20 protein-coding genes are annotated in these 25,111 nt (G+C 33.4%); 13 read left to right on the top strand and 7 right to left on the bottom strand.

Annotated elements, in window-relative coordinates; translation table 11 throughout:
* Window positions 1-5 precede the first annotated feature (5 nt).
* The 6 genes from flgK (at window position 6) to R9X47_RS15360 (ending at window position 7,650) form a co-directional block, all read left to right on the top strand.
* On the top strand, window positions 6-1,538 hold the full coding sequence (gene flgK / locus R9X47_RS15385; protein ID WP_432661940.1) for a flagellar hook-associated protein FlgK: 1,533 nt from the start codon (window positions 6-8) through the stop codon (window positions 1,536-1,538).
* 4 nt (window positions 1,539-1,542) lie between these two features.
* Window positions 1,543-2,598, top strand: coding sequence for a flagellar hook-associated protein FlgL (gene flgL / locus R9X47_RS15380; RefSeq protein ID WP_432661939.1), 1,056 nt, complete (start codon window positions 1,543-1,545; stop codon window positions 2,596-2,598).
* A gap of 295 nt (window positions 2,599-2,893) precedes the next feature.
* Entirely contained in the window at window positions 2,894-3,568 is a 675-nt protein-coding gene (locus tag R9X47_RS15375) for a response regulator transcription factor (protein WP_432661938.1), read from the top strand.
* A gap of 25 nt (window positions 3,569-3,593) precedes the next feature.
* On the top strand, window positions 3,594-5,480 hold the full coding sequence (gene fliD, locus R9X47_RS15370) for a flagellar filament capping protein FliD (protein WP_432661937.1): 1,887 nt from the start codon (window positions 3,594-3,596) through the stop codon (window positions 5,478-5,480).
* 12 nt (window positions 5,481-5,492) lie between these two features.
* A complete protein-coding gene (locus R9X47_RS15365; RefSeq protein ID WP_432661936.1) occupies window positions 5,493-5,936 on the top strand; it encodes a hypothetical protein in 444 nt (147 codons plus the stop codon).
* A gap of 343 nt (window positions 5,937-6,279) precedes the next feature.
* Window positions 6,280-7,650, top strand: coding sequence for a flagellin (locus R9X47_RS15360; RefSeq protein ID WP_432661935.1), 1,371 nt, complete (start codon window positions 6,280-6,282; stop codon window positions 7,648-7,650).
* A gap of 218 nt (window positions 7,651-7,868) precedes the next feature.
* On the opposite strand, the gene R9X47_RS15355 is transcribed toward R9X47_RS15360, so the two are convergent.
* Both R9X47_RS15355 and R9X47_RS15350 read right to left on the bottom strand, forming a co-directional pair.
* A complete protein-coding gene (locus R9X47_RS15355; protein WP_432661934.1) occupies window positions 7,869-9,302 on the bottom strand; it encodes a sensor histidine kinase in 1,434 nt (477 codons plus the stop codon).
* 1 nt (window position 9,303) lies between these two features.
* The gene (locus tag R9X47_RS15350; RefSeq protein WP_432661933.1) at window positions 9,304-9,984 is read right to left on the bottom strand and encodes a response regulator transcription factor; all 681 of its coding nucleotides are present in this window, start codon (window positions 9,982-9,984) and stop codon (window positions 9,304-9,306) included.
* 249 nt (window positions 9,985-10,233) lie between these two features.
* Here R9X47_RS15350 and R9X47_RS15345 point away from each other — a divergent pair, with 249 nt between their 5' ends.
* The 4 genes from R9X47_RS15345 (at window position 10,234) to R9X47_RS15330 (ending at window position 16,765) form a co-directional block, all read left to right on the top strand.
* Entirely contained in the window at window positions 10,234-10,920 is a 687-nt protein-coding gene (locus tag R9X47_RS15345) for a response regulator transcription factor (protein WP_432661932.1), read from the top strand.
* Window positions 10,917-12,401: a sensor histidine kinase gene (locus tag R9X47_RS15340; protein ID WP_432661931.1), complete on the top strand. Its 1,485-nt coding sequence runs from the start codon at window positions 10,917-10,919 to the stop codon at window positions 12,399-12,401. Before R9X47_RS15345 ends, R9X47_RS15340 begins: the two co-directional genes overlap by 4 nt.
* A gap of 137 nt (window positions 12,402-12,538) precedes the next feature.
* Window positions 12,539-13,678: an efflux RND transporter periplasmic adaptor subunit gene (locus tag R9X47_RS15335; RefSeq protein ID WP_432661930.1), complete on the top strand. Its 1,140-nt coding sequence runs from the start codon at window positions 12,539-12,541 to the stop codon at window positions 13,676-13,678.
* A gap of 15 nt (window positions 13,679-13,693) precedes the next feature.
* Window positions 13,694-16,765 carry an efflux RND transporter permease subunit gene (locus R9X47_RS15330; protein ID WP_432661929.1) on the top strand — a complete coding sequence of 1,024 codons (3,072 nt, stop codon included), beginning with the start codon at window positions 13,694-13,696 and terminating at the stop codon, window positions 16,763-16,765.
* Between the two features lie 324 nt (window positions 16,766-17,089).
* On the opposite strand, the gene R9X47_RS15325 is transcribed toward R9X47_RS15330, so the two are convergent.
* Window positions 17,090-17,278: a Spo0E family sporulation regulatory protein-aspartic acid phosphatase gene (locus tag R9X47_RS15325; protein ID WP_432661928.1), complete on the bottom strand. Its 189-nt coding sequence runs from the start codon at window positions 17,276-17,278 to the stop codon at window positions 17,090-17,092.
* A gap of 144 nt (window positions 17,279-17,422) precedes the next feature.
* Here R9X47_RS15325 and R9X47_RS15320 point away from each other — a divergent pair, with 144 nt between their 5' ends.
* Both R9X47_RS15320 and R9X47_RS15315 read left to right on the top strand, forming a co-directional pair.
* Complete coding sequence (locus R9X47_RS15320; protein ID WP_432661927.1) at window positions 17,423-17,629, top strand: helix-turn-helix domain-containing protein; 207 nt, start codon at window positions 17,423-17,425, stop codon at window positions 17,627-17,629.
* A gap of 280 nt (window positions 17,630-17,909) precedes the next feature.
* A complete protein-coding gene (locus R9X47_RS15315) occupies window positions 17,910-19,079 on the top strand; it encodes an MFS transporter (RefSeq protein WP_432661926.1) in 1,170 nt (389 codons plus the stop codon).
* Window positions 19,080-19,291: 212 nt separating this feature from the next.
* On the opposite strand, the gene dusA is transcribed toward R9X47_RS15315, so the two are convergent.
* Window positions 19,292-20,356: a tRNA dihydrouridine(20/20a) synthase DusA gene (gene dusA, locus R9X47_RS15310; RefSeq protein ID WP_432661925.1), complete on the bottom strand. Its 1,065-nt coding sequence runs from the start codon at window positions 20,354-20,356 to the stop codon at window positions 19,292-19,294.
* Window positions 20,357-20,554: 198 nt separating this feature from the next.
* On the opposite strand from dusA, the gene R9X47_RS15305 reads away from it, so the two are divergent.
* Window positions 20,555-20,773 (top strand): heavy-metal-associated domain-containing protein, encoded by a 219-nt coding sequence (locus tag R9X47_RS15305; RefSeq protein WP_432661924.1) that lies wholly within the window; start codon window positions 20,555-20,557, stop codon window positions 20,771-20,773.
* 158 nt (window positions 20,774-20,931) lie between these two features.
* On the opposite strand, the gene R9X47_RS15300 is transcribed toward R9X47_RS15305, so the two are convergent.
* The 3 genes from R9X47_RS15300 to R9X47_RS15290 form a co-directional block, all read right to left on the bottom strand.
* On the bottom strand, window positions 20,932-22,104 hold the full coding sequence (locus R9X47_RS15300; protein ID WP_432661923.1) for a PucR family transcriptional regulator: 1,173 nt from the start codon (window positions 22,102-22,104) through the stop codon (window positions 20,932-20,934).
* Between the two features lie 441 nt (window positions 22,105-22,545).
* Complete coding sequence (locus R9X47_RS15295) at window positions 22,546-23,946, bottom strand: YjiH family protein (protein ID WP_432661922.1); 1,401 nt, start codon at window positions 23,944-23,946, stop codon at window positions 22,546-22,548.
* 313 nt (window positions 23,947-24,259) lie between these two features.
* Window positions 24,260-24,994, bottom strand: coding sequence for a VCBS repeat-containing protein (locus R9X47_RS15290; protein ID WP_432661921.1), 735 nt, complete (start codon window positions 24,992-24,994; stop codon window positions 24,260-24,262).
* Window positions 24,995-25,111: the final 117 nt, after the last annotated feature.

Below are 25,111 nucleotides of genomic sequence, written 5' to 3'. Positions count from 1 at the left end.
ATTTTATGGCTTCAACTTTCACGGGAATGTCCATATCCTTAAGTGGTCTTTATGCGAGCCAAAGCGCCTTATATACCACAAACAATAATATAAGCAATGTTAATACGCCGGGGTATTCAAGACAAGTTTCAAATCAGACAAATGGCAGCCCTATTGTGAGCGGAAATATTATGATTGGAACAGGTCCAAATACAACCTCTGTAACTAGAGTAAGAAATGAGTTTTTAGATACTAAGTACTGGAATGAAAACTCTCAGCTTGGTGAGTGGGAAGTAAAAAGCAATATACTCTTAGAAATCGAGGGGATATTCGCGGAGCCTTCAGATTATGGTATAAACAAGGCTATGAATGATTTTTATGTTGCCCTTGAAGAAGTTTCAAAGGACCCTACAAGTATGGCTGCACGGGCTCTTCTTTTTGAAACAGGAACGGCTATTTGTGATAGTCTCAATACTACTGCTCAGAAGCTTATAGACCTTCAGCAGGAAATAAACAATACTATAAAAATCAAGGTTGGTGAGATAAATTCACTGACAAAACAGATAGCCGATTTAAATGAACAGATATATGAATTAGAGTTAAACGGAGGAAATGCCAACGAACTTAGAGACCAGAGAACCCTGCTTGTAGATGATCTTTCAAAAATAATAGAAGTCGAGGCACAGGAAATTCAGGTAGGGACTCTACCCAATGGAGAACCTGACCTTAAATTTCAGATAACCTTAAATGGGCACTATCTTGTAAATCATGATCAGACCAATGAACTAGAATGTTATGAAGCTGATACATCCTCTACAGGGGAACCGCTTTGGGGAATAAGGTGGGAAGACACTGGAGTCGATGTTGAGCCTAAAGGTGGAGAGCTAAAAGGATACTTTGATTTAAGGGATGGTACAGGAGAGAACGGAGAATATAAGGGAATACCTTACTATATGGAGGAACTGGACCAATTTGCAAGAACCTTTGCAATGGCTTTTAATGAAGGCATATACGCCGATGGAAATAAGTATTACGAAGGGCATGCAGGTGGATATGGGCTCGATGGGAGTACAGGAATAAGATTTTTTACCTATGATGATATGTCATCGGATGATTTTATGAATAGCGGCTTAGATATGGATTCTAGGTATTCAGAAGTAACAGCCCTTAACATTTCTATTTCTTCAGATGTCCAAGATGATTTAAACAAAATAGCAGCGTCTTCTGAACCTGGAGAAGAAAGCAACAATGAAAACATTCAGGACATGATAGCCGTATGTAACGACGATGAGGTATTCAACCAAGGAAATACACAGGATTATATTAACTCGGTCATCACAACTCTGGGAACGGAAAGTCAGTATGCTACAAGAAGAATGGAAAATGAAATGAGCATGGTGAAACAGATAGAATACAATAGACTTTCTATATCGAGTGTTTCTATAGATGAAGAGATGGTCAATATGGTCAAATATCAGCAGTCCTATGTTGCAGCTTCCAAAATGATAAATGTGTGGAAAGAGATATATGAAGTCACAATCAATGAGATAGGAGGATAGTAATATGAGGGTTACAAATAGCATGCTGTCTCAAAATGTAATGTGGAATATCAATAAAAACCTTCAATATATGAATGATCTTAACATTCAAATGGCCACAGGGAAAAAGATACAAAAACCCTCTGATGATCCTGTGTGTGCGGCAAAATCCATGCAGTATAGTACCCATGTATCTCAGATTGAGCAGTATCAAAAAAATGCCGATGATGCTCTGGGATGGATGGAGGTTACAGAAGAAGCTCTAGATGGAATGGGAGATGTAATAATTAGAACAAGGGAACTTGTAGGGCAGGCAGCAAATGAAGGAGGCCTTTCGGAATCGGACTATGAAAAAATAGCCGTTGAAATAGAGCAGTTAGAGAAAGAGCTTATTGATATAGGAAACTACTCCTATGCAGGTAGATATATTTTTGGAGGGTACAATACAGATGATCCACCCTTTGAGGTAGTAGAGACTTCTGTTGGGGAAAAACTAATGTATAACGGCAAATACATGTGCCTTGGAGGACCAGTACCCGGCTCCGTACCTGATGACGAATACCTGCAATTTTATAATGACAATTCAGGCCAAATGCTTTCTGATACTGAAAAAAATCAGGACATAATGTATGATACAGGGCTAAGCAAGCAGGTAGACATTAACGTTGAAGGCTATGAAGTTTTCGGAGATGATGTGAATGGTATTTTTGAAACCTTTCAAAAAATAGAGATGGCCCTTGAAGGGGAAACGGAATATAAGGTAATTAATGATAGTGTGACTCCGCCAGTAGTAGAAACATATCCCCTTGATATGAGTCAGCTATTAGATGATTTAGATGAAAACCTCGATCAAGTTCTTAGTGCAAGAGCAGACCTAGGGGCAAAGATGAGATCTGTAGAACTTACACAACAAAGGCTTAGTAAAGAGTATGTAACTTATACTGGTCTTATGAGCAAGAATGAGGATGTAGATATGGCAGAAGTCGCAATGGAGCTTGCAAGCGCCCAATCCGTATATGAGGCCTCCCTTGCAGCTGGTTCTAAGATTATACTCCCATCCCTTGCGGACTATATCAAATGATGTATTCTAAACTTTAAAGCCCTCTCAGAGTCCACCTTTAAATCCCACAAAAAAACATAATTCACAAGAGTTCCATCAAATTTTAATCACACTTTTTTGATAAGATTAATTATATAGGGTTTTCATAGTAAAACTTAATTTATATATGTACAAATACTCAGCATTTTGGGGAGTTTTGAACGTGTATAAGTTAAGGTCTTTACTTAAATCTCTATATTAGAGATTTAAACGGTAAAAGCTTATTATCACGTTTTGCTCATATCTTTATAGAATTATGATGAAAAGGATGATGATGATGTCATATAAGGTATATGTTGTAGAGGATGAAATAAATTTTAATAAGGTTCTTACATTGTATCTTAAAAATGAGGGATGGAATGTAAAATCCTTCGTAAAAGGAAGAGACGCTATAAATGCTATATACGAATTTCCTCATCTTTGGATTCTTGACGTAAGACTTCCCGATATGAATGGATATGACCTTATACATAAAATCAAGAAAAATAGTAAGGACGTCCCTGTACTATTCATGTCTGCAAACTCTTCAACTTCAGAAAGAGTTTTGGGACTTGAAATGGGAGCAAATGATTTCATTCAAAAACCTTTTTCGCCAAGAGAGCTGATTATAAAAATTCATAGAATTATTGAGTCGATATATGAGAGCCCTTCAACAAATGGACAAGTGAGGGAGTTTAGCTTTCAAAATTATGTAATAGATGAAGTGCAAAGAGTTGTTTTAAAGAACAACAAGATCATAGAACTTACATCAAAGGAATTCGATTTTTTAAGGCTTTTAGCTGAGAATATTGGACATGCTTTGTCTCGTGAACAAATCATAGACTGTATATGGGGATTAAATAGCTACGTAAATGATAGAGTTGTGGATGACCTCATAAGACGATTGAGAAGAAAGCTTCCAAATCTAAGAATAGAGACCATATATGGATATGGTTATAGGGCCTGCGGATAATGTAGGGTAAAGGATGGTGAATAGTATGTATATATCAGGAACGACTAGTTCTTCACGTATGACAGGAATGGTAACGGGTATGGATGTCGATCAGATGGTAAAAGATTTAATGGAAGTGGAAAAACAGCCCCTCGATAAAGCATATCAAGAAAAGCAACTGATGGAATGGAAGATGGATGCATATAGAGAAGTAATAATGGAAGTCAAAGGATTTGAAGACACATATTTCAATTATCTTAACCCTTCAAACAATATGCTGTCACCATCTACTTATATCATATACAATTGTACCTCCAGCAATGAAAATGCAGTAAAAGTATCTGCTGGACCCGATGCAGTAGAAGGAAATCATAGCCTTGAGGTTTTGAATACAGCTACGGCAGCTAACCTTCAGAGCAGTTCAGGAATAAGCAAGGAGATTGAAGGAACATCTCCTCCTGATTTTACCGCAGCCCATGGACAAACCTTTCAAATGGATGTAGATGGAACAACAAAAACTATTGCTATAGATAATTCAATAAATGATGTAAACGATATGCAAACTGCTGTAGATGAGGCATTCGGAAGTAATAAAATAGAAGTAGCCCTTACTACTAGTGGGACTCTGACCTTTAAACCCGTTCCTAACAGCGGTGTACATAACATAACTCTAAGCAGTACACCAGATAATGATGCCCTTAATAGCTTAGGATTTGGAAGTGGGTCTACTCTAAGTAATCGCATTGATACATCAGATAGTCTTGAAGATGTAGCTTCGAGTATGAAAACTCCTTTTAACTTTGATTCAAATGGACAGGTCGTCCTTACAATTAATGATGAAACCTTTGAATTTGATAAAGATACTACCCTAGATCAGATGATGAATGAGATCAACACAAATCCAAATGCCGGTGTCCATATGATGTATGATGAAATTTCAGACAAGTTTATTTTTACTGCTACCCAGACAGGAGCAGGGAATAACATTCAAATAACGGAATCGGGAAGCAGCTTTATGAGTAGCGCAGGGATAAATGATTACACAGCAGGAGAAGATGCAGTAGTAATACTCGATGGAGAAAGGCTTACAAGAAGCGATAATACATTTACTGTGGCAGGCGTAACATATACTGTTCTTACGGAAACAACAGAGCCTGTAAATATGTCAGTATCATTAAATACAGATGCTATCTATGAAAACATAGTGAGCTTTGTAGATGCATACAATCAGCTTATAGATTCACTTTACGGAGAGATATCAGAACCATATGATAGAGAATACCCACCCCTTACTCCAGAGCAGAAAGCAGAAATGAGCGAAGAAGAAATAAGACTTTGGGAAGAAAAGGCTCAAACTGGGCTACTTAGCAATGATCCCATAATAGAGGATATGCTCAGAGATATGAGAGAAGCGCTATATGAGCCTGTAGAAGGCGTATCCATAACTCTTCCCGAGATAGGTATAACTACGGGATCCTATGACCAACATGGCAAGCTGGTTGTAGATGAAGAGAAACTTAAGCAGTCTATTGAGGAAAATCCTCAGGCTGTAATGAGTCTATTTTGCCAGGAATCCTCTTCTTATCCAGGAACGGATGTAAGGCCGTTAGATGGTGAAGAAAGGCAAGTTAGATATGAAGAAGAAGGTATCGCCTATAGAATGTACGACATTATGGAAGATAATGTATCCATATACAGAAATGAAAATGGGCAAAAAGGTGCACTTCTTGAAAAGGTAGGAATGGTCGGAGATTCATCGGAATACGATAATTTCTATTATAGCCAAATAGAAGATTATGAAGAAGAGATAGCAGAGCTTGAGAAAAAAATGATAGAAAAAGAAAATGACTATTACGATCAGTTTGCTGCTATGGAAGTCGCTATCCAGCAGATGAACGCACAGCTTGAGAGTATAATGTCTATGTTTGAATAGGAAGTGATTTTATTGGAGAATAAGCAGATAAAATATAGGGATTTGCTTATACAAAAGCTGACTTTTCTTGAAAAACTTTATGAAAATATAATAATGCAGGAAAAAGCCATAAAACACAAAAATTCAAAGAAATTAATAAACCTCATTGATGAAAGTGGAAATTTTATAGATAGAATCAATAAGATCAACAATCAGATTAACCATATGGATATGGAAGTCTATTACGATGAGAAAAGTTTAAAAATTAGCCAACTAATCAAGTCTAAAACGGAAGAAATATATCTAAGCTATTTTCATAATTACACTAGAACTAAGGAAATGGTGGAGGAATTAAGATCTTGCATAAAAAGAGTAAATCTCGGGAAAAAAGCTATACTAGGAGGATATTTGAAAAGACAGCAGCAGGTTTATGGATACTTTGTAGACAAAAAAGTAGGCAAAAGCTGTGGATACTAAACATAATAACACATGCAGATTGTTGTTATTAACTTGTAAGATGGTGTCTCATAAGAAACCTTTATGAGACACCATCTTTTTATTGTTTTTGAAAGAAAATAACAGTAATTACATATATAAGAGTCATTACATAATTTAATACAATCTTTTAATATTTAACATTATATGACCATAATTATCCCAATGTTTTTCCTTATTCTTAACATAAGAACTAGTTACTAACTAGCAAACAATTACTACTTAGTAAAGAGGCAGTATACTTTCCCGGGATGATGCCTGTTTCAAAAATTTACATTTAAGAAGAAAGGATTCTAAAAAACATATATTTCACGGAGGGATTTACATGAGAATAAATACGAATGTTATGGCACTTAATGCTCACAACCAGCTTACAATGAATAATAGTATGGCAGCAAAATCAATAGAAAAGCTATCTTCAGGCTTTAGAATAAACAGTGCAGCAGATGATGCTGCTGGACTTGCAATATCAGAAAAGATGAGTGCACAAATAAGAGGTCTTGACCAAGCATCAAGAAATGCTCAAGATGGTATCTCTCTTGTTCAGACGGCTGAAGGAGCTCTTACTGAAACAGAAGCAATCCTTCAAAGAATGAGAGAACTATCAATACAGGCATCAAATGATACAAATACAGCAGATGATAGAGAGGCTATGCAGCAAGAGATTGATCAGCTTAGTGAAGAAATCAATAGAATTGCAGATACTACTGAATTCAATAGGAAAAAGCTACTTAACGGAAATGCTGCAAGTATTGCAACCGTTGGAGGTACCAATACTGCCAAGATTGATAGTGCTCAAACGGAAAATGCAGATTTAGCAACTGGATCATACACTCTAGAAGTTAGTGGGACTGCAAATCAAGAGGTTGCTGATATTCTTGATGCAGGGACAGGACTAGCTGCCGGTAATATAACAATAGGTACTGCTGCAGATGCTTCATATGGAAGTTATCAGTTAAAGATAGAAGATGATGCTGATAATTCGGGAATGAAAGTATTAACATTAATAGATAGCTCAACGGGAGAAGAAATAGCTTCACAAAATAATGTCGCTGCTGGTGTTGCTGGAACTACTACCTTAGCAGGAATTGATATTGATAATAGTGCAATAACTGGTAATGGAACAGTTTCATTTGATGTAGAAGGGGATCATACATTCACCTTGAAGGATAGTGCAGGCAATACAGTTGCTACAGAAACTGTAACTGACTATAATAAATCGGAAATAGAAATTGCAGGTGTAGAGGTTGATTTTAATGCAGATCTAACAGATGGTACTGATACAGATATTACTATTACAAATGATTCTCTAACAATGCAGATCGGAGCTAATGCAGGACAAACTATGAATATAGGTATAAATGATATGTCTGCGGATGCTCTTGGTGTTGACGATCTTGATCTTACTACGGCAGATGGCGCAGAAAAAGCCATTACATCACTGGATACTGCTATAAAGTCAGTATCTAGCGAAAGAGCAAAACTTGGAGCTTATCAAAATAGATTAGAGCATACGATTAATAACCTAAGTACATCTTCAGAGAACTTAACCGCTGCAAAATCAAGAATAAAAGATGTAGACATGGCAAAAGAAATGATGGAATTTACAAAGTACAATGTCTTACAGCAATCAGCTCAATCAATGCTTTCTCAAGCAAATCAGCAGCCACAACAAGTGTTACAGCTGTTAAGATAGACAAACAAACCTAAAAGACTCTGGAAACAACTCCAGAGTCTGAGGCTGTTAACAAACCTGAATTTCTGCGTTGTTGCTTCAACCAAGAACCCTTACGTATGTCTATATACGCTGCGGTCTCTTGGCTTCGGCACGCCTTGAACTTCAAGTTTCTTAACAGCCTAACATCTTGTTAACAATCTGAGACTCTGGAAATAACTCCAGAGTCTTCATCCATATCATACTTTATTCATTTTTATCCAGACAGTAGTACCTTTATTTACTTGGCTTTCTATCCCGTATTCAAAACTGTGTATTTCAAGTACATTTTTAACTATAGACATTCCAAGGCCTGTACTGCTTATTTCACCTGATGTATCACCTTTATAGAATCTATCCCAAATATATGGTAAATCCTCTGGTGCGATTCCCTTGCCGGTGTCTATAATATAAAGAGTAACTTCTTCTATATTAGTTTTTGTCTTTATTCTAATAGACCTACCCTCAAAGGAATGATTTATGGCATTGTTTATTAAATTATAGATTACTTGGTATATTTTATCTATATCTGCGTAAATTAAAACATTTGGATCATCTAACTCAGGTATTAGCTTTAAGTCTTTTCTTGAAGAAAGAAAAGAAAGCTTAGCTAGTACATCATTTATTACTTCAGAAAGTCTGAAACTAGAATATAAGGGTGTTGCATAACCTGCTTTTATTTCAGAAAGGGAGAGTATATCTCCTATCATGTTGTTAAGTCTTTTTGATTCATCAATAATTATTCCGAGATATTCATTTCTTTCCTGTTTACTTATATCCATAACTTGCATAAGCTCTGCATAGGAGCTTATAACAGCTATAGGGGTTTTGAGCTCATGGGATGTATTGGAGATTACTTCTTCTCGCAGTTTTTCTATTTGGCCAAGCTTGAAGGCCATATTCTTTATAGCCTTTCCCAAGGTACCAAGTTCATCCTCTGAGTCAATATCCAAATCTACATTTAAATCTCCTTCAGCAATTCTTTCTGAAGTCTCAGTGATTTTAAGTATTGGGACTGTTAAAAATTTTGAGAATAACAGTGCGATAATTGTACCTATTAAAAGAGATAAAAAACTTATTACAGAAAGCTGTTTTTTGAGTATTGCAACAGTCTCTTCAATACGTTCCATAGGTGAGATGAGGAGAATATTCCCTATGATTTTTCCATCTTTTTTAATTGGTACTCCTACAATTATAAAGCTCCTTGATATAATATTACTTCCATCTATTCTTGCCAGAATAAGAGGCTGATCTATTAAAGTTGCTGACTGTATATTTAAGCTTTTATTGAAGTCTGAAAATCTTTTTTCATAGACTTCCCTTAAAATTGTTAGCTCCTTAAAAAAATTTGAAAATAATATGTTACTATCTGAATCAAATATTAAAATATTAGTATCCATTGGAGAAGAAGCAAAATTATTTATTTCATCTATTACGCTTTGAGGAATACTTCCATCCTCTGTATTTTCTAGAAAAAGTGAAACAATCTTTTTGCCTTCCTTTAAAAGCGTGTCTGATCTTTCTTTTATATAGAACTCCTTAAGAAAAACTGCCTGAAAAAGCCATATAACAACTAGTATTAATAGTATAACAGACGTGATACCCAGCCAAAGCTTCTTTCCTATGCTCTTCATTTCAGCGCTCCACCATGAATTGGTATCCTAATCCCCAGACAGTGGATATATAATTTCTGCATTTTCCAAGTTTTGTTCGGAGTTGTTTAATATGGGTATCAACTGTTCTTAAGTCACCTATAAAGTTATATCCCCAGACTCTGTCTAGAATATGATCTCTTGAATGAGCGATCTTAGGATTTCGAGCTAAAAATCGCAGGAGTTCAAATTCCTTTGGTGTAAGGATAAGTTCATTTTCTTCAAGATACACCTTTTTTGATAGATTATTAATTTTTAGATCTCCAATTTTCAAAGTACTTTTTTCATGGCTGTCAGGACTGCGAGATCTTCTAAGCACCGCTTTTACCCGTGCAACCATTTCACTAGGACTGAAAGGCTTTGTTATATAATCATCAATTCCCAGTTCAAAGCCAAGTAACTTCTCGTGTTCCTTTTCTCTTGCTGTAATCATAATAATTGGAATAGAAGAATCATCCTTTATTCTTCTACACACATGCCAGCCATCCATTTCCGGCATGGTTACATCCAAAAGTACAAGGGAATAATTGTACTTGTAAAACTTATCGAGGGCATCCGTGCCACTTGTCGCTTCGTTGATTGAATATCCCGCATTTTCGAGGAATATTCTAATGATCTTACGAAATTTCGGTTCATCATCAACGACAAGAATTTTTTCTTTCATAAAACCCTCTCCTGTAAATATTTAGTTTTCACCTTCAATTATAGGTTTCGGCAATTTCTAATGAAATTTTTATACTTAGAAATCACTTTATTAAAAATCTTAGCAAAAATATCCATAAATATCAATAGAATATGCTGAACAGTTATGTTCATGAAAGAGGGAGGATATTTTATGTCATACTTTGATTTTAACCCCCTTTTTTTATAAAATATACATAGGAAAACATACTCTTAAAGGGGCACGGCATATATGAAAAATAAAGTTTTAATCATTGAAGATGAAGAGCGAATAAGAAGAGTAATTAAAGACTATCTTGAAGGTGATGACATTACAGTTTATGAAGCAGATGAGGGTATATATGGTTTTGAAATACTAGAAAAAGAAGATATTGATTTAGTAATACTCGATATCATGCTTCCGGGACAAGATGGTTGGGAGATATGCAATGAAATTCGAAAAAATTCTAATGTAATCATCGTTATGTTAACGGCAAAATCAGAAGAAAATGATGAACTCCTTGGCTATGAACTTGGAGCCGATGACTATGTAACTAAGCCCTTTAGCCCCAAAGTATTACGAGCGAAGATATCTGCCTTGCTTAGTAGAATAGATAAGACTAATCACTTGAATGATGAAAAAATAGTTTTCATTAATAAATCGATTAAGATTGATTTATTTTCTCGTAAAGCATTTAAGTTTAGTGAGGAGATAAATCTTACCTCTAAAGAATACGACTTACTAATATATTTCATAAATAATAAAAATATAGCCTTATCTAGAGAACAAATAATTTGCAACGTTTGGGGAATTGATTTTCAAGGACTAGATAGGTCTGTAGATACCACTATAAAGAGACTACGATCGAAAATCGGTAATGAACACCTTCCCATAGAAGCCATTAGAGGTTACGGTTATAGATTTGGGGTGGGAGAATGAAAAAGTGGATATTCATATCTTTTAGTATATTTATCGTTCTTTTTATTCTAACTATTTTTTTCCTTCAGACAACCATATCTGATGAGTATTACTATAGGGAAAAATATAAGAGTATTATCAAAGATTGTGAAGAACTTGAGAAAAAGTATATTACTTTTCAACAAGAAGGAAAACCGGCAAAAGTCGGTGTTGAGTTTGCCAATTATATGCTAAATAGTGGGAACGGAGTAATTTTCTTAGATGAAAATAAGAAAATTATATTCTCACTTTCTGCTAATATAAATTATCCTAGCAAAGAGAATTTTGAGAAAACATTTAATGAGATATTTGGTCATGTAATGCAAGAGGAGGAATCTGGATATTTTATTGAAAATATAAAACATCTTAAGAATGATTATTTATTGGCTATACACCCTTTTAAAGGTGGTGAAAAGCTCATAGTTTTGAGTAGTATCAAGAAAACAAAGGAAGCAATAGAAATCATCAATATATTACTCTTTAAGATTCTAGCTATAAGCAGCATCATTGCTCTTGTAATCATAAATTTTCTTTCAAACACCTTAAGTAAATCAATACTCTTGCTTACTAGAAAAGCTCAAGAGGTTACAGACTTGAAATTTAACGAACCTATTGATGTTAAGGGCCCTAAGGAGATACGATTATTGGGAGACGCCTTTAACTTTCTATCCCATAAGTTAGGGGAAACCATTGACAAGTTGAATAAGGCCAATGTAAAACTTAAGGAAGACATAAATCTAAAGGTTGAACAAGAAAGGATGCGTCGTCAATTTGTTTCCGATGCATCACATGAACTTAAAACTCCTATTACTATAATAAAAAGCTATTCAGAGGCCCTAATGGATGGGGTAGGTGATAAGAGCTACTATTTACAAGGAATAAATGAAGAATCAAACAGAATGGAAAACATGGTTGAAGAACTATTAGAATTATCAAGACTTGAATCTGATACTGTGAGCCTTGTATTTGAGCCAATAATATTAAACAATTTAATCGAGTTTAACATAAAAAAACTTATTGCAATTGCTGATAAATACAATAGAGTTATTAGATTTCACTCTTCTATGGAAGATATAGAAATTGAGGGTGATAGGGACAAAATAGACAGGGTTGTAAAAAATCTGATTATGAACGCATTAGTATACAGTACTGAAGAGTTTATTGATGTTTCATTAACAGTACATGATAAGAAGGTATTGTTATCGGTGTATAACAAAAGTAAGGTTATGCCAAAGGATGAAATTGAAAGGATCTGGGATAGGTTTTACAAAATAGATAAGTCGAGAAATAGAAAAAGAAGTGGAAGTGGATTAGGTTTAGCAATTGTTAAAAATATTGTAGAAAAGCATCATGGTGAATATGGAGTAGAGGCTATAGACGGTGGTTTAAGATTTTGGGTGAAATTAAATATAGGTAGAGATAAGCAACTTCAAGGTTTAATAAATTTCAAAGAAAAAATGTAGAATCGTTCATTATTTTTTCTGAAATTTATTTTGAATCTTAATGTTATTTATCTATAGTTAAAATTTGAACTGTGTCATCAAAATGACACAGTTTTTTTTTATAATATTTAGGAAATTACAAAATGGAGGTTTTTTTAATGAAAGTTGGAAAGCGAATCTTTATATTGTGTATAGGCCTACTCCTGATTATTTCAGGCTGCAGTAATAGAAAAAAGGATATTTCTTCTGTTGAGGTCAATAATCAAGACTTCACTCCCGTAAGGATTGCTGAAGTGATACAAGATAATATATCCGAAAGGGTGAGCTACTCGGGTAAGCTTATTCCTAAGGCAGAACTAAGTATTAATAATAAAATTTTTGGAACCGTAACAAAGATAAATTTTGATGTGGGAGATCCTGTAAAGGCAGGAGATACTTTGTTCGTCATTGATGATAGGGATATAGCAAGCTCTATTGCCGATTTAAAAAATCAAATAAAATCTGCTGAGGTTGCTTTAGAATTACAACAAACAACATATGATCAAAGCAAGGATCAATATGAAAAAAAGAAAGCACTGCTTGAAGTCGGAGCTATTTCGCAGAATGATTTTACAAAGGTAGAAACGGAATATAAGAAAGCAGAAAAACAAATTAAACAGTCAAAACTGAATATTGAACGATTGGAAATTGCTTTGGAGGGTGCTAAAAATAAATTGAGTGACACAATTATAAAAAGCCCCATAACAGGGCTTGTAAATAAAAGACAGATTCAAGAAGGAGAGATAATTGGAAATAATACTTCTGCCTTTGAGATTGTACAATTAGACGAAGTTTTTATTGATGTTCAGGTATCTCAAGAAAGTATATATTTAGTCAAAACCTCTGAAGCCATAGAAGTTCATGTGGATGCTCTTGTAGGTAAGACATTTGATGGAGAGTTTAAATACATAAGTCCAGCGGCCGATGATAAGAACTTAAATTATCAAGCAAGGATCAAGATAGATAATAATGATAAATTGCTGCAACCGGGAATGCTATGTCGAGTATATTTTAATATTTCAAGTAGTAAAAATACTATTCTTGTTACTTCAGAGTCAGTCATAGAAAAAGACGGGAAAAAAGTTGTTTTTATTGTTGGAGATGATGGACTAGCCCATGCGGTTGAAGTGGAAACAGGTATTGAGAACGAAAGATACATAGAAATACTTAAGGGAATAAATGCAGATGATACGATCATTATCAAAGGGCAAGAGTATCTAGAGGATAAGGATCATATTCAAATTGTTGAAGATGAATAAGAGGGTGGTGAAAAAGTGAAAATATCAAATTTATCGATCAAGAGGCCTGTAGCATTAATTTCTATGGTTATCATAATGATTCTGTTCGGGATAGTTGGTCTTACGGCTTTGTCAGTTGATTTATTTCCACCCATGAGTATATCAAAGATATCAGTAAAGACCACCTACTCTGGCGCAGGTCCTAAAGAAGTTGAAGAACTTGTAACAAAGGTTATAGAAAAAGAGGTAAGCTCAGTAAGTAATCTAGAAGACTTAACCTCCTATTCCTATGAGGGTTATTCTCAAATTCTATTGGAATTTACAGATGGAACAGACTTAGATATCGCGGGAAATGATGTTAGAGAGAAGCTTGATAGTATATCGAATAAGCTACCTGATGATGCTTCAAATCCCATTATAAAAAAGGCTGATCCTAATGCCCAACCAATTATTAGAATTGCAGTAGCCGCAAGTAAAAGCAGTGATTTGGAAGAACTGAAAAAGGATATCGAAGATAAAATTGTAACACCTCTGCAAAGAATAGATGGTGTTGCATCCATAGATTTAGTTGGATATCGAGAAAAGGAAATAGAAGTTATTTTAAATCAGGAAAAATTATATGGTTATGATCTAAGTATAAATAATGTAATTCAAGTGCTAAAGACACAAAATATTAGTATGCCTATAGGGAATTTCGAAAGAGGAACAGAAAAACTAAGTTTGAAGGTTGAAGGTGAATTTGAAGATCTTGAAGAGATAAGAAATCTACCAGTACATACTGACTTTAGTGTTATTAAGCTCAAGGATATTGCTACTGTAGAAGAAAAATATAAGGATACCGATAGCTATGCCTTTGCCAATGGAAATCCTTGTATTACTGTATCTATAAAAAAGCAATCGGATGCTAATACGGTAGAACTGGCTTCAAAAATTAATAAGGAATTATCTAGGGTACAAAGAGAAAATCCGGATATGTCCATTATTATCAATAAAGATGATTCCACCACAATTAATTCTTCTATTGATTCGGTAATCAATGCAGGTGTTATAGGTGGAGCCTTGGCAATTGCTATATTATTTATTTTCTTACAAAACTTTAGAAGTACTGTAATCATAGGGGTTGCAATTCCTATATCTATTGTCATCACCTTTGCTTTCATGTATTTCTTTACAGTAGGAATTAATATGATTTCTCTCATGGGTCTTGCCTTAGGTATAGGTATGTTAGTAGACAATGCTATCGTTGTTTTAGAAAATATATATAGATATCGAGCAAATGGATTTTCTATTGCAGAGGCAGCTATGAAGGGAGTTTCAGAAGTTGGAATGGCAATTGTTGCTTCCACCCTAACAAGTATTGCCGTTTTCTTTCCAATCGTATTTATGGATGGATTTGCAGCACAAATTTTTCGTGATATGTCTTTAACGGTTACTTTTTCCCTTATAGCTTCACTATTAGTTGCTTTAACACTTGTTCCTATGATGTGTTCAAAATTATTAAAAAATGGAGCTAAAAAAAATAAAGTTAATATTATTTCAAAGATATTTAGTAAATGGAATAACCTATTTGTTGTTATGGAAAAGAAATATAGAAAAATATTAGAAATCGCATTAAACCATCGTTTTAAAACTACTATTATTTCCTTTATCATTTTAGCTACTACATTATTATTATTTCCAAAGCTAGGCATGGAATTTATGCCTGAAATGGATGAGGGGACCTTCAAAGTCGATGTAAATCTTCCTAATGGTATAGTAGTAGAGGAAACCTTAAAGATAGTTGAAGAGGTTGAACAAAAATTAAAAAATATTGAAGAAATACAAAAACTCTATATTGAAGTTGACGAAAATACCGCTAGTTTAGAAGGATATATTGGTGAGGTAAGTGAAAGAGAGCGAAGCGTTAATCAAGTAGTCGAAGAAGTCAGAAGAGCTATTAAAGGTATACCAGGAGCAGAATTCTCGGTGAATTCTGTAAGTTTAGGTTCGAAGGCAAGTGGCGGTGGTGACAAGCCACTTACAATCCAGGTAACTGGAAATGATTATGATAAGCTAGAGGAAATTTCTAGGGATATTTCAAGGATGGTTAAAAATGTACCTGGGACAAGGGAAGTGACTACATCTCTAGGAGATGGTAGCGAAGTAGGTGTTATTAGAATTAATAGAGACAGGGCATCAAACTATGGATTAACGATATCATCTATAGCAAGCGAACTCAGAAGTGTGGTTAATGGGAATACACCCTCAAGTTATAAAATTAATGACGATGAAGCAGATATAAAGATAATATATGATAACAGTGAAATCAACAGTTTGCAGATTGTAAAAAGCTTACCAATTTCTTCTGCAAACGGTACGAAAATACCTTTAAGTGAGGTCGCAAGTATAACAAAGGAGCAATCACCATCGGAAATAAAAAGAGTAAATCAAACAAGGGTTGTTACTATAGATGCAGCTTTATCCGGTATTGATCTTAACACCGCAAAAAAGGCCATTGAAAACAGCCTTAGTGAATATAATATGCCAGATGAATACAGCTATCAATTTGGTGGTAATGTATCAAGTATGCAAGAGTCTTTTACTAGCTTAGGAGGAGTCTTAATAATAAGTATCGTGTTAATCTACTTTATTATGTCTGCCCAGTTCGAATCCTTTTTTTACCCATTTATCATTATGTTTTCGGTTCCCTATGCCATGACTGGTGGAGTATTTGCACTGTTTGTTTCAGGAACTTCATTGAGCATTGTGGGGTTAATTGGATTTATAATGCTGGTAGGTATTGTTGTTAATAATGCGATTGTACTTATAGAGTATACCAACCAGTTGAGAGATAGTGGGTATGACCGTAATGAAGCATTATTGAAGGCTGGTCCCATTAGATTAAAGCCCATTTTGATGACAACAATGACCACTGTTTTAGGGATGCTACCGATGGCTATAGGTATTGGTCAAGGAGCAGAAATGCAGGCACCTTTAGCAAGAGTTATCGTAGGTGGATTAACCTTGTCAACATTTGTTACTCTAATTATTGTACCTATTAATTATGCAATTTTAGACGATATTTTAAAGAGAACTAAGAAGAAATCCAATACTGTGGGGGAGAAATAACCTCTTGCCACTTTTGAAAACTAGTTTAATAAAAACCTTAGCTGAGTGTAATACAAAGCTAAGGTTTTAATCTTTTGCAACATGGTGTGTGAATCTATTTTGATACTAGACATTGATAGGGGAGAATTGGTTACTTTACATATTGAATTCAATGCAAGCTCAGAAGAAGCTGAACATATGATTGAAAACCTAACTAAACAAACTAGTCGATTTAAAGTAATATGTATAAGAGCTAATAAAACTATGACGTAATAAGAGCATATAAAGAAACACCTCATAGGTATTAAAGCAGGAGAATCATAGATTGAATTGACTTTCCTTTTTTTAAATGCTTATGAGAGACTTTGTCCTAAGCTGTTGCTGTACAAGAACAATATATCTATCCAATTCTTGACTTATTCTTACTACTTCATCAGTATGTCCATGTGTTAAATATGTTTTATTTAGTTTTAATCGAAGATTATATATTGTATTACTAATTTCCCGTTGTGAAAAACTATTTTTATCCTGCACTTTTCCACCCCATTTTCACTTAAAACAACAAAGTTTTACAAACTAAAACAGTTGTTTTTTTTCTTTATTTATATTATACTCCATATATGGACTATATTCAACATATTGACTAAATTTTACAATTTTTTTTATGGAGGTAGGTACATGATTAGCTATGAGCCTTTATGGAAAACAATGAAGGAGAAAGGTGTTACAACGTACACTTTAATTAAGAAACACAATTTTAGCAGCCATACTGTCCATCGTTTGAGGCGCAATAGTGGTATTTCCACAGCCTTAATAAATGATTTGTGCTCTGTCTTAAATTGTAAAATAGATGATATTCTTGTATATATTCCAGATAAGAAGTGATCAGAAGTTCTATTGGAGCACTTATTTTAAATGGATACAATGCTATGGATTAGATAAAGAGTTTACAAAGATGGGTCTATGAAAACTAATATACATATAGTTATCATAGGCCCTTTTTATATTGAAAAGTTTTCCATATTAGAATAAAATGTATTAGAACGGTAAAATATGATTCGGAAAGTATATAGTTACAATAATAATGGTTTAACGTGGCGAGCGGAAAAATGAGTATTATTAAGGAGGGAAAAGAATAGGTACAAAGGATTATGAAAAAAATATATTGGTATTTTATCTGTACCAAAGTTTTGGGGTTAGGCTTATAGCTCCTATAGCTGTCTTATTTTTATTAAACAAAGGACTTAGCTATACGCAGATAATGTTACTGCAATCAATCTGCGCCATGAGTATATCTTTATTGGAGGTACCAACTGGAGTTGTAGCAGACTTGATTGGAAGAAGGTTCAGTCTTATGATGTCAAGCGTTATGTTTATCATAGGATTGATAACCTATGTGCTGACATATAATTTTTATGTGTTTATAATTGCTGAAATAATGTTTGCGCTTGGCTTATGTTTTAAGTCAGGAGCCGATAGTGCACTTTTGTATGATTCACTTAAGGAGATAGGCAGAACCGGTGAGTATGCCAAAGTTCAAGGTAGGGCACAATCCTATGCTTTGATGGTGCAGACAATAGGTTCAGTAGCAGTAGGCTATTTATACAGCATGAACGTGAATTTACCGTATATTATATCGGTAGGCTTACTTGCTATCTCTGGGGTTATAACATTATTTTTTAAAGAAGTTAGTGCATATAAACGTGGAGAGCGGCCTAGTTACTTCAATCAAGTGAGGGAAAGTGCCATCTATGCAGTTAATCACCAAAAGGTTAGAGCGATTATAATTTTTTCAGTTTTCATCTATGTGTTTTGGCGCATTGGTTTCTGGTACTATCAGCCATATATGAAGGCTGTAAATATTGATGTTAAATACTTTGGTATTTTGTTTGCAATATTTAATCTAATGGCGGCCATTAGTTCTTGGAAAGCGAATTCAATAATTAAGCTAAGTAAGAATAAGCCCCTCATTATATTAAGTATGCTATTTGTAAGTTCGTTTTTATTAATAGGAATGACAAGATTTTTTATAGGTGCACTTTTTATAATACCTCAGGAGATGGCTAGGGGAATAAGGCGACCTATAATTTTAAAGTATATCAATGAGAATATACCATCTAATAAAAGAGCTACGATTATTTCTTTTAAAAGCCTTGCTGAGAACCTTGTTGTTGCGATAGCATATCCCTTTATTGGGATGATGATAGATAATGTGGATATTGTATATTTACATGTTTATACGGGTGTTGTTATGCTTTTAGGAACCGTTGGATTGTATATATATTTGAATAAATCTATAGGAACTTCTAAAGTCTCTCATTCGTATGATATATGATTTTATGGTTTGATAAGATAGTAAAAGAATGCCATCTAAGTAGTATCAATCAAAAAAGGCAATTGTCAACCGAACAGTTGCCTTTTTTGAATACCGTAGATATCTAGAAAGTTTTTTGTTGTTAGTTATTATATATAACCAACTTCAAGGTGAAAAATATTCATTGAAAAAATGTTGAAGCTTTCATTATTTTCTGCTGAATATTTTTAGTTTTAAGGTTGGATATCTATAATAGGAGTTTCATTTAATATTTCCTGAGGCAGAGTTTTCAATGCTTCTATCAATATGTCTCTAGCTGTGTAACCATTTTGCCATGGAGGAGTAATAATATTTCTCCATTCCTTACTTCCTTTTTTATTATGAAATAAACCAAACATATGTTGGAGTGCACTATATCCATGCCAATTTCCTCTATCTTCAACTTTTTCTACGTAGGGAATCATTCTTTCTATGATTTCCCTTCTCGTTATATTATGAATTTGTCCATCGTCAAAAACCTTATCTACCTTGGATAACATAAATGGATCCTTATAAGCAATACGTCCAATCATTACTCCATCAACATATTTTAAGTGTTTCTCGATTTCAGATAGGGTTTTTATTCCGCCATTTATTTCAATATTTAAATCTCTATAATTTTTCTTTAACTTATATACATCTTCATAACGAAGAGGTGGAATTTCTCTGTTTTCCTTTGGATTCAGTCCTGCTAATATTGCAATACGAGCATGGATCGTAAACCGGTCTACACCAGCCTTAGAAACAATCTTTATGAAATTTTCCATATCTTCATACCTATCAAAAAGGGTTTTGTTAAATGATAATGGAAGAATATTTTTTCCATCGATTCCTATTCTATGTTTTACTGTGATAGGTTTCTTTGTAGCCTTTCTTATTGATGAAACCATCTCAGCAACAAGCTCGGGATAAGCCATGAGAACAGCTCCCATACAATGACCTGAAACCTTGTCAGAAGGACAGCCAACGTTTAGATTAATTTCATCGTAATCCCAGTCTTCGGCAATTTTTACAGCTTCATAGACTTCTTTTGGATCAGATCCAGCAATTTGTAAAGCCAATGGTTTTTCAAAGGAATCAAAATCCAATATCTTCCTTCTATCGCCATGTTTAATGGCATAGGTTGATATCATCTCTGTATATAAAAGAGATTTTTTTGTGATAATTCGGCAAAAGTATCTAAAGTGCTTAACAGTCTTATCAACCATTGGAGCGATACTAACACTAGGAGTTTTTATTTTTGATATATAGTTGTCCATAAACTTCCTCCTACTATTTTGAAGTACTTATATTTATTATTTCAAATTAGTTAATAAAAATTAATATTAATCTCTGTTTAAAAGGATATAAAAATAATAGGCTTCTTATCAATAAAGGAGTGGTAAAAATTTCATAGCAAAATATCTGTTATCCACATGGAAATAGTGCAATATAATAATCTTAATGGAGGGAAAGAAATGAAAAAAAAATTATATATTGATGGAATGTGTTGTTGTAAGTGTCCAGAGCATATTAGAGAGGGATTAGAAAAGATTGAAGAGATAAAGGCTATAGAAGTAGACTCAATAAATAATACAGCTACTATAGAGTTATCACAGAACATTGATGACCAGATACTAAAGGATGCTGTAAAAGCAGCGGGGCATTATAGCATTATTAAAATTGAAAACATGTAATCAGAAATTTTGAACTTGAGTGTTTTAAAGTGAATATGAAGAATCCACAATTTTAACAAAATCATACTAAAATTGTGGATTCTTTTATAGTTTATGAAAAGATATACACAAATAAATTCGCGCTTGTCAACAGCCTTTCAGCTAGATATTCTTGTCCTTTACTTATGTAAAATCTCTACATTTTTAATTGTTGTAAGAATGATATGAATCTTTATTGCAATATATAACTGGGAATAGAACTCGATGTTTTTATCTTCCATATCAAGAATTTGCTTTATCTTTGTTATTCTATATCTAATTGTATTCTCATGTTGAAACATAGCATTAGCAATTTTCTTGTAATCACCATCATTAGCAATAAACTTTATTGCGGTCTCTAAAAGATCAGAGTTATACTTTTCATCATATTTTTTTAATGGTAATATTATTTTGTTGTAGAACTCCTCTAATTCGACTTTGTCAGTTAAAAGAGCTAGTAGTTTATATATGCCTAACTCTTTATAATAGACTATATTCCTATTAAAGATTTCTGAAAAATTACAAGATACCAAGGATTCGATTATACAATTTCTTAGTTTACCAAGCTTATTATAGGTGTTACTGATACCGATAATAGATTCTTCATGTATAGACCTAAACTGTTTAATAATTGAATTGAATTGGTTATTTATATGTTTCTTATTATTCTTATCAAAACTCAAAATAATCAAGATTCCATTTCTGTATTTCAAAGCTGAATAGTATTTTATTGAGTTAATATCTTCTATGAAATAATGGTTCTTTCTATCATAAGGGAAATCTTTAATATATATTGTGGCTATATTTTCTATGAAATTATTATTTATTTCATAAGCTATTCTCTCTATCTGATTTTCGTCCTTTTCTAGGTTTAAAATATTATCTATCTTCATTTCGTTAATGGTATCTTCTTTATTCTGTATTATAACTTCCATAATATCTCTAATAATATCAGCATAGGGAATATCCATGTCAATCAAAAAAATTGGATATGAATTTTCATTGGCAACATCTACTACTTCCTTAGGGAGCTTATCAATATATTGATTTAATATACATATTCCACTAGATTTTGATTGTACTAAAAATTTAACCATTTTAACCATATCATCAACGCTATCTTTCACAACGAAAAAATTAGAAATAAAGAAATCACCTTGAACAACAATATTGTTATCTAAGAGTTCTTCGTCAACGGGGCAGTCAATAACACTAACTCTTTTAATTATCTTATTTAAACCTGTCTCTCCTGCAATCCCTTCTACACTTTTAAAAATGTCCAATTTTAAAATTTTTTTAACTGTAACAGGCATTTAAAATTCCTCCACAAAAGTAATTAAATTTTCTATGAATAATCCGGGTTAAGTTATATATTTCTCTTACTATAATAATTATCCTTTAAATAATAGCCATATTTTATAAGTTGATTTTAACAAAATTAAAGAAATTAAAAAAAACAAATAATTTGCGAAATCTTATTAAGGCTTAGAGACAAGCGTAAACTCTTACACACCTATGAACCTTTAGATTTTCATGAGATAATCTCTTTGTGAGGAGGTTAGAAATGGGAATTAAAAGATTTAGGGGGCTGTCTCATAAGGATTTTTTTATGAGCTCAGCCCCTGGGTGTTTCAGAATGAGTAAAGTTCAAGGTTTTGAAATTTCAACGGTTTGGCTAGTACTAACGTACGTGCCAAGTCGGTGAACATTTCAAATAACGCAGAAATTTGCCATTATGAGACACCCTCCTTTTACTAAATCATACCTAATGCCTCATATATAAATGCTAAAGCTATTACAAATGGCAATGATAATACTGTTCTAATAACATAAAACTTAATAATATCGAGTACATTAAAGCCCATTTTTGTTCTTAGTAAAGCAATTCCTGTTTCAGATAGGAATACGAGTTGAGTAAATGAAAGTACCCCTATAATAAATTTTGCTTTAACACTAGCAGCACCCATGATGAAAATTGTTGGTAAGTACATATCAAATAAACCTGCGATTGTACCAGTTGCCATACTAAGTGAAGTTTCAGCTGTGAAGCCTAACATTTCATATAAGGGAACTATTGGTTTAGTCACTATAGCAAAGAATGGGGTATGTTCAGCAATTACTAATCCTATTGTACCAGCAGAAATTATAACCGGTAGTAATCCAACATATAACATAACCCCAATTTTCCAGCTGGCTTTAAAAGCTTCAATAGTATCTGTTTCATGTGACTTTCGTGACGCAAGTTCTATGCCTCGCTGAAAGGCATTTCCTGGAAGTTGAGGTATTTCTTTAGGTTCAGAACAATATGAGTCGTCCCACTTTTTGTACGGCATTCGAGCCATTAGAATACCAACTATTACCGTAACTAAAGCTATCGTACCATAGAATAATGCAAAATTATCTGTAAATCCAAGATTAATACCTACAACGATTGCAAATCCTAACCCTATAACGGAGAAGTTCGTTGCGATAATTGCTGCTTCTTTTTTATTATAATAGCCCTCTCGATAAAGTTTATCAGTTACAACTATTCCAATTGTACCATCTCCTAGAAAAGAAGTAATTGCGTCTACGGCTGAGTATCCCGGTACCCTAAACAACTTTCTCATAACAGGGTGTAAAAACTCACCAATAAATTCTATCAATCCAAAGTCTACTAAGAAAGGTAAAAATAAGACCCCTGTCACCATAGTTACGAGCATCGTTCGTCCCAGACCAGTCAATACACCACCTGTAAACTCTCCGAAGAAGATGGCGCCAAATTGAGTTCCAAGCCCAATTTGATAGTGTGTACATAAAAAGATAATTGCACCGAATATTCTAAAAAACTTAGCATAAGGACCACACTTAAATACTTGATTTAAAAATTGATTTTTTGATTCATAAAAAGAAAAGATAACTGTACCCACTATGATCGTTAAGAAGACAAATGTTGCAAACCACATTGCATAATTGTAAATGGATGGTGAAAGAACAAAATTAATTGCATGTGCGATTAAACTTTGACTAACTCCATTGATGTTGAAATTAAATAACATCGGCGTTAAGTAAAATATAAAAGCTGAGATAGACATGATAATAAATTTAGTATACTTACCATTTTTCGAATGGCTCATTATAGTTGATTCATTCATTTTTTTGTTTGAATTGTCCATAAGATACCCCTTTCTATTTTTAGACTAAAATTCACAGGGAGTAAATTTTCGCCTAAGAAAACCCTAATTAGATATGGTATTAAAGATAGTAATAATATATTAGTGTTTACTAACTAAATCATTTACAGATGGGTATTTAACCGGTTAAAAACGTAGAAATAATATTTTGTAATAAGAGTATATAATATGAAGTATTTTCAAACATTATAATTTTTATAAAAATAGGAAAAAATATTTGGATTTTTTTAAATTGTCAAACTATTGATGGGGGCTAGTACAAGAAAAGATGGAAGAGTGGAGTACTCCGACCTTTTTATCCAAGTATCCCCACTGTCTGAAAGAAAGGAACAAACCTTCTACTATCCCATTTTAATGATGTTTGGACATAACCTAAACCATCAGCATTATATCTACCGGCTATTTGCTGCAATGCATATAATTCATAGGTTCCATCTCTTTGAAAATCTATAGGATATAATCCACCTAAAGGATTGACCCATCCTTCTATAGGCTTTTTAAGCTTTCCATTTTGATCATATATTTCTGATAAATATTCTTCACCTTTGTACTTAATGTCTATTATATATTTTTTTGTATCATTTTTTCTTTTAATCTCAACCTCGTAATAATTCTTATAAATGACATCGTACTTGTATTCCTCATTAAACTTTTCAAAATCAAAGATCTCCTTTGGTATATCATCTATAAAAGAATATATATAATAAAATGCGTAACCTCCGCTTCCCCCAGAATCAATACTAATTAAGATATCGCTCACCTTGTCGCCAGTAAAATCGCCTAAAAATATTGTTGGATTATATCCTGCATTTTCCTTTAAGGGAATTCTAGTAAAAGCATTTGTTTTTCCATCCTGAATTATTAGTGTTATATTTTCTGTAAAGGGACTCTCTGATGCAGTCACTTTTTGACCAATTAGATATATACTATCTGTAACTCCATCACTGGTAACATCACCCTGTTTAAAATCTAATATATAGATATCGTTATTTTGAATTTGATTCCTAAAATAAGGTGGATAGTAGTACATTTTCTCATCTCCTTACAAAACGTAGGTAGTAGTATATTATGAGATGAAAGACCATGCTGTGACTGCATATCGTATACTTAAATCTTAGCCATAGCAAAATAAAAAGAGGCCTCCTCA

The organism is Wukongibacter baidiensis (assembly GCF_050888315.1).
Taxonomy (GTDB): domain Bacteria; phylum Bacillota; class Clostridia; order Peptostreptococcales; family Caminicellaceae; genus Wukongibacter; species Wukongibacter baidiensis.
This window is presented reverse-complemented; position numbering and strand designations above follow the sequence as displayed.

Bases quoted from the DNA above. Each gene is read 5' to 3' on its own strand.
- R9X47_RS15320 (WP_432661927.1), top strand. From the start codon at position 17,423: ATGATTAGCTATGAGCCTTTATGGAAAACAATGAAGGAGAAAGGTGTT.
- dusA (WP_432661925.1), bottom strand. From the start codon at position 20,356: ATGGACAACTATATATCAAAAATAAAAACTCCTAGTGTTAGTATCGCT.
- R9X47_RS15350 (WP_432661933.1), bottom strand. From the start codon at position 9,984: ATGAAAGAAAAAATTCTTGTCGTTGATGATGAACCGAAATTTCGTAAG.
- flgL (WP_432661939.1), top strand. From the start codon at position 1,543: ATGAGGGTTACAAATAGCATGCTGTCTCAAAATGTAATGTGGAATATC.
- R9X47_RS15335 (WP_432661930.1), top strand. From the start codon at position 12,539: ATGAAAGTTGGAAAGCGAATCTTTATATTGTGTATAGGCCTACTCCTG.
- R9X47_RS15295 (WP_432661922.1), bottom strand. From the start codon at position 23,946: ATGGACAATTCAAACAAAAAAATGAATGAATCAACTATAATGAGCCAT.
- R9X47_RS15300 (WP_432661923.1), bottom strand. From the start codon at position 22,104: ATGCCTGTTACAGTTAAAAAAATTTTAAAATTGGACATTTTTAAAAGT.
- fliD (WP_432661937.1), top strand. From the start codon at position 3,594: ATGTATATATCAGGAACGACTAGTTCTTCACGTATGACAGGAATGGTA.
- R9X47_RS15375 (WP_432661938.1), top strand. From the start codon at position 2,894: ATGTCATATAAGGTATATGTTGTAGAGGATGAAATAAATTTTAATAAG.
- R9X47_RS15340 (WP_432661931.1), top strand. From the start codon at position 10,917: ATGAAAAAGTGGATATTCATATCTTTTAGTATATTTATCGTTCTTTTT.
- R9X47_RS15345 (WP_432661932.1), top strand. From the start codon at position 10,234: ATGAAAAATAAAGTTTTAATCATTGAAGATGAAGAGCGAATAAGAAGA.
- R9X47_RS15355 (WP_432661934.1), bottom strand. From the start codon at position 9,302: ATGAAGAGCATAGGAAAGAAGCTTTGGCTGGGTATCACGTCTGTTATA.
- R9X47_RS15290 (WP_432661921.1), bottom strand. From the start codon at position 24,994: ATGTACTACTATCCACCTTATTTTAGGAATCAAATTCAAAATAACGAT.
- R9X47_RS15360 (WP_432661935.1), top strand. From the start codon at position 6,280: ATGAGAATAAATACGAATGTTATGGCACTTAATGCTCACAACCAGCTT.
- flgK (WP_432661940.1), top strand. From the start codon at position 6: ATGGCTTCAACTTTCACGGGAATGTCCATATCCTTAAGTGGTCTTTAT.
- R9X47_RS15305 (WP_432661924.1), top strand. From the start codon at position 20,555: ATGAAAAAAAAATTATATATTGATGGAATGTGTTGTTGTAAGTGTCCA.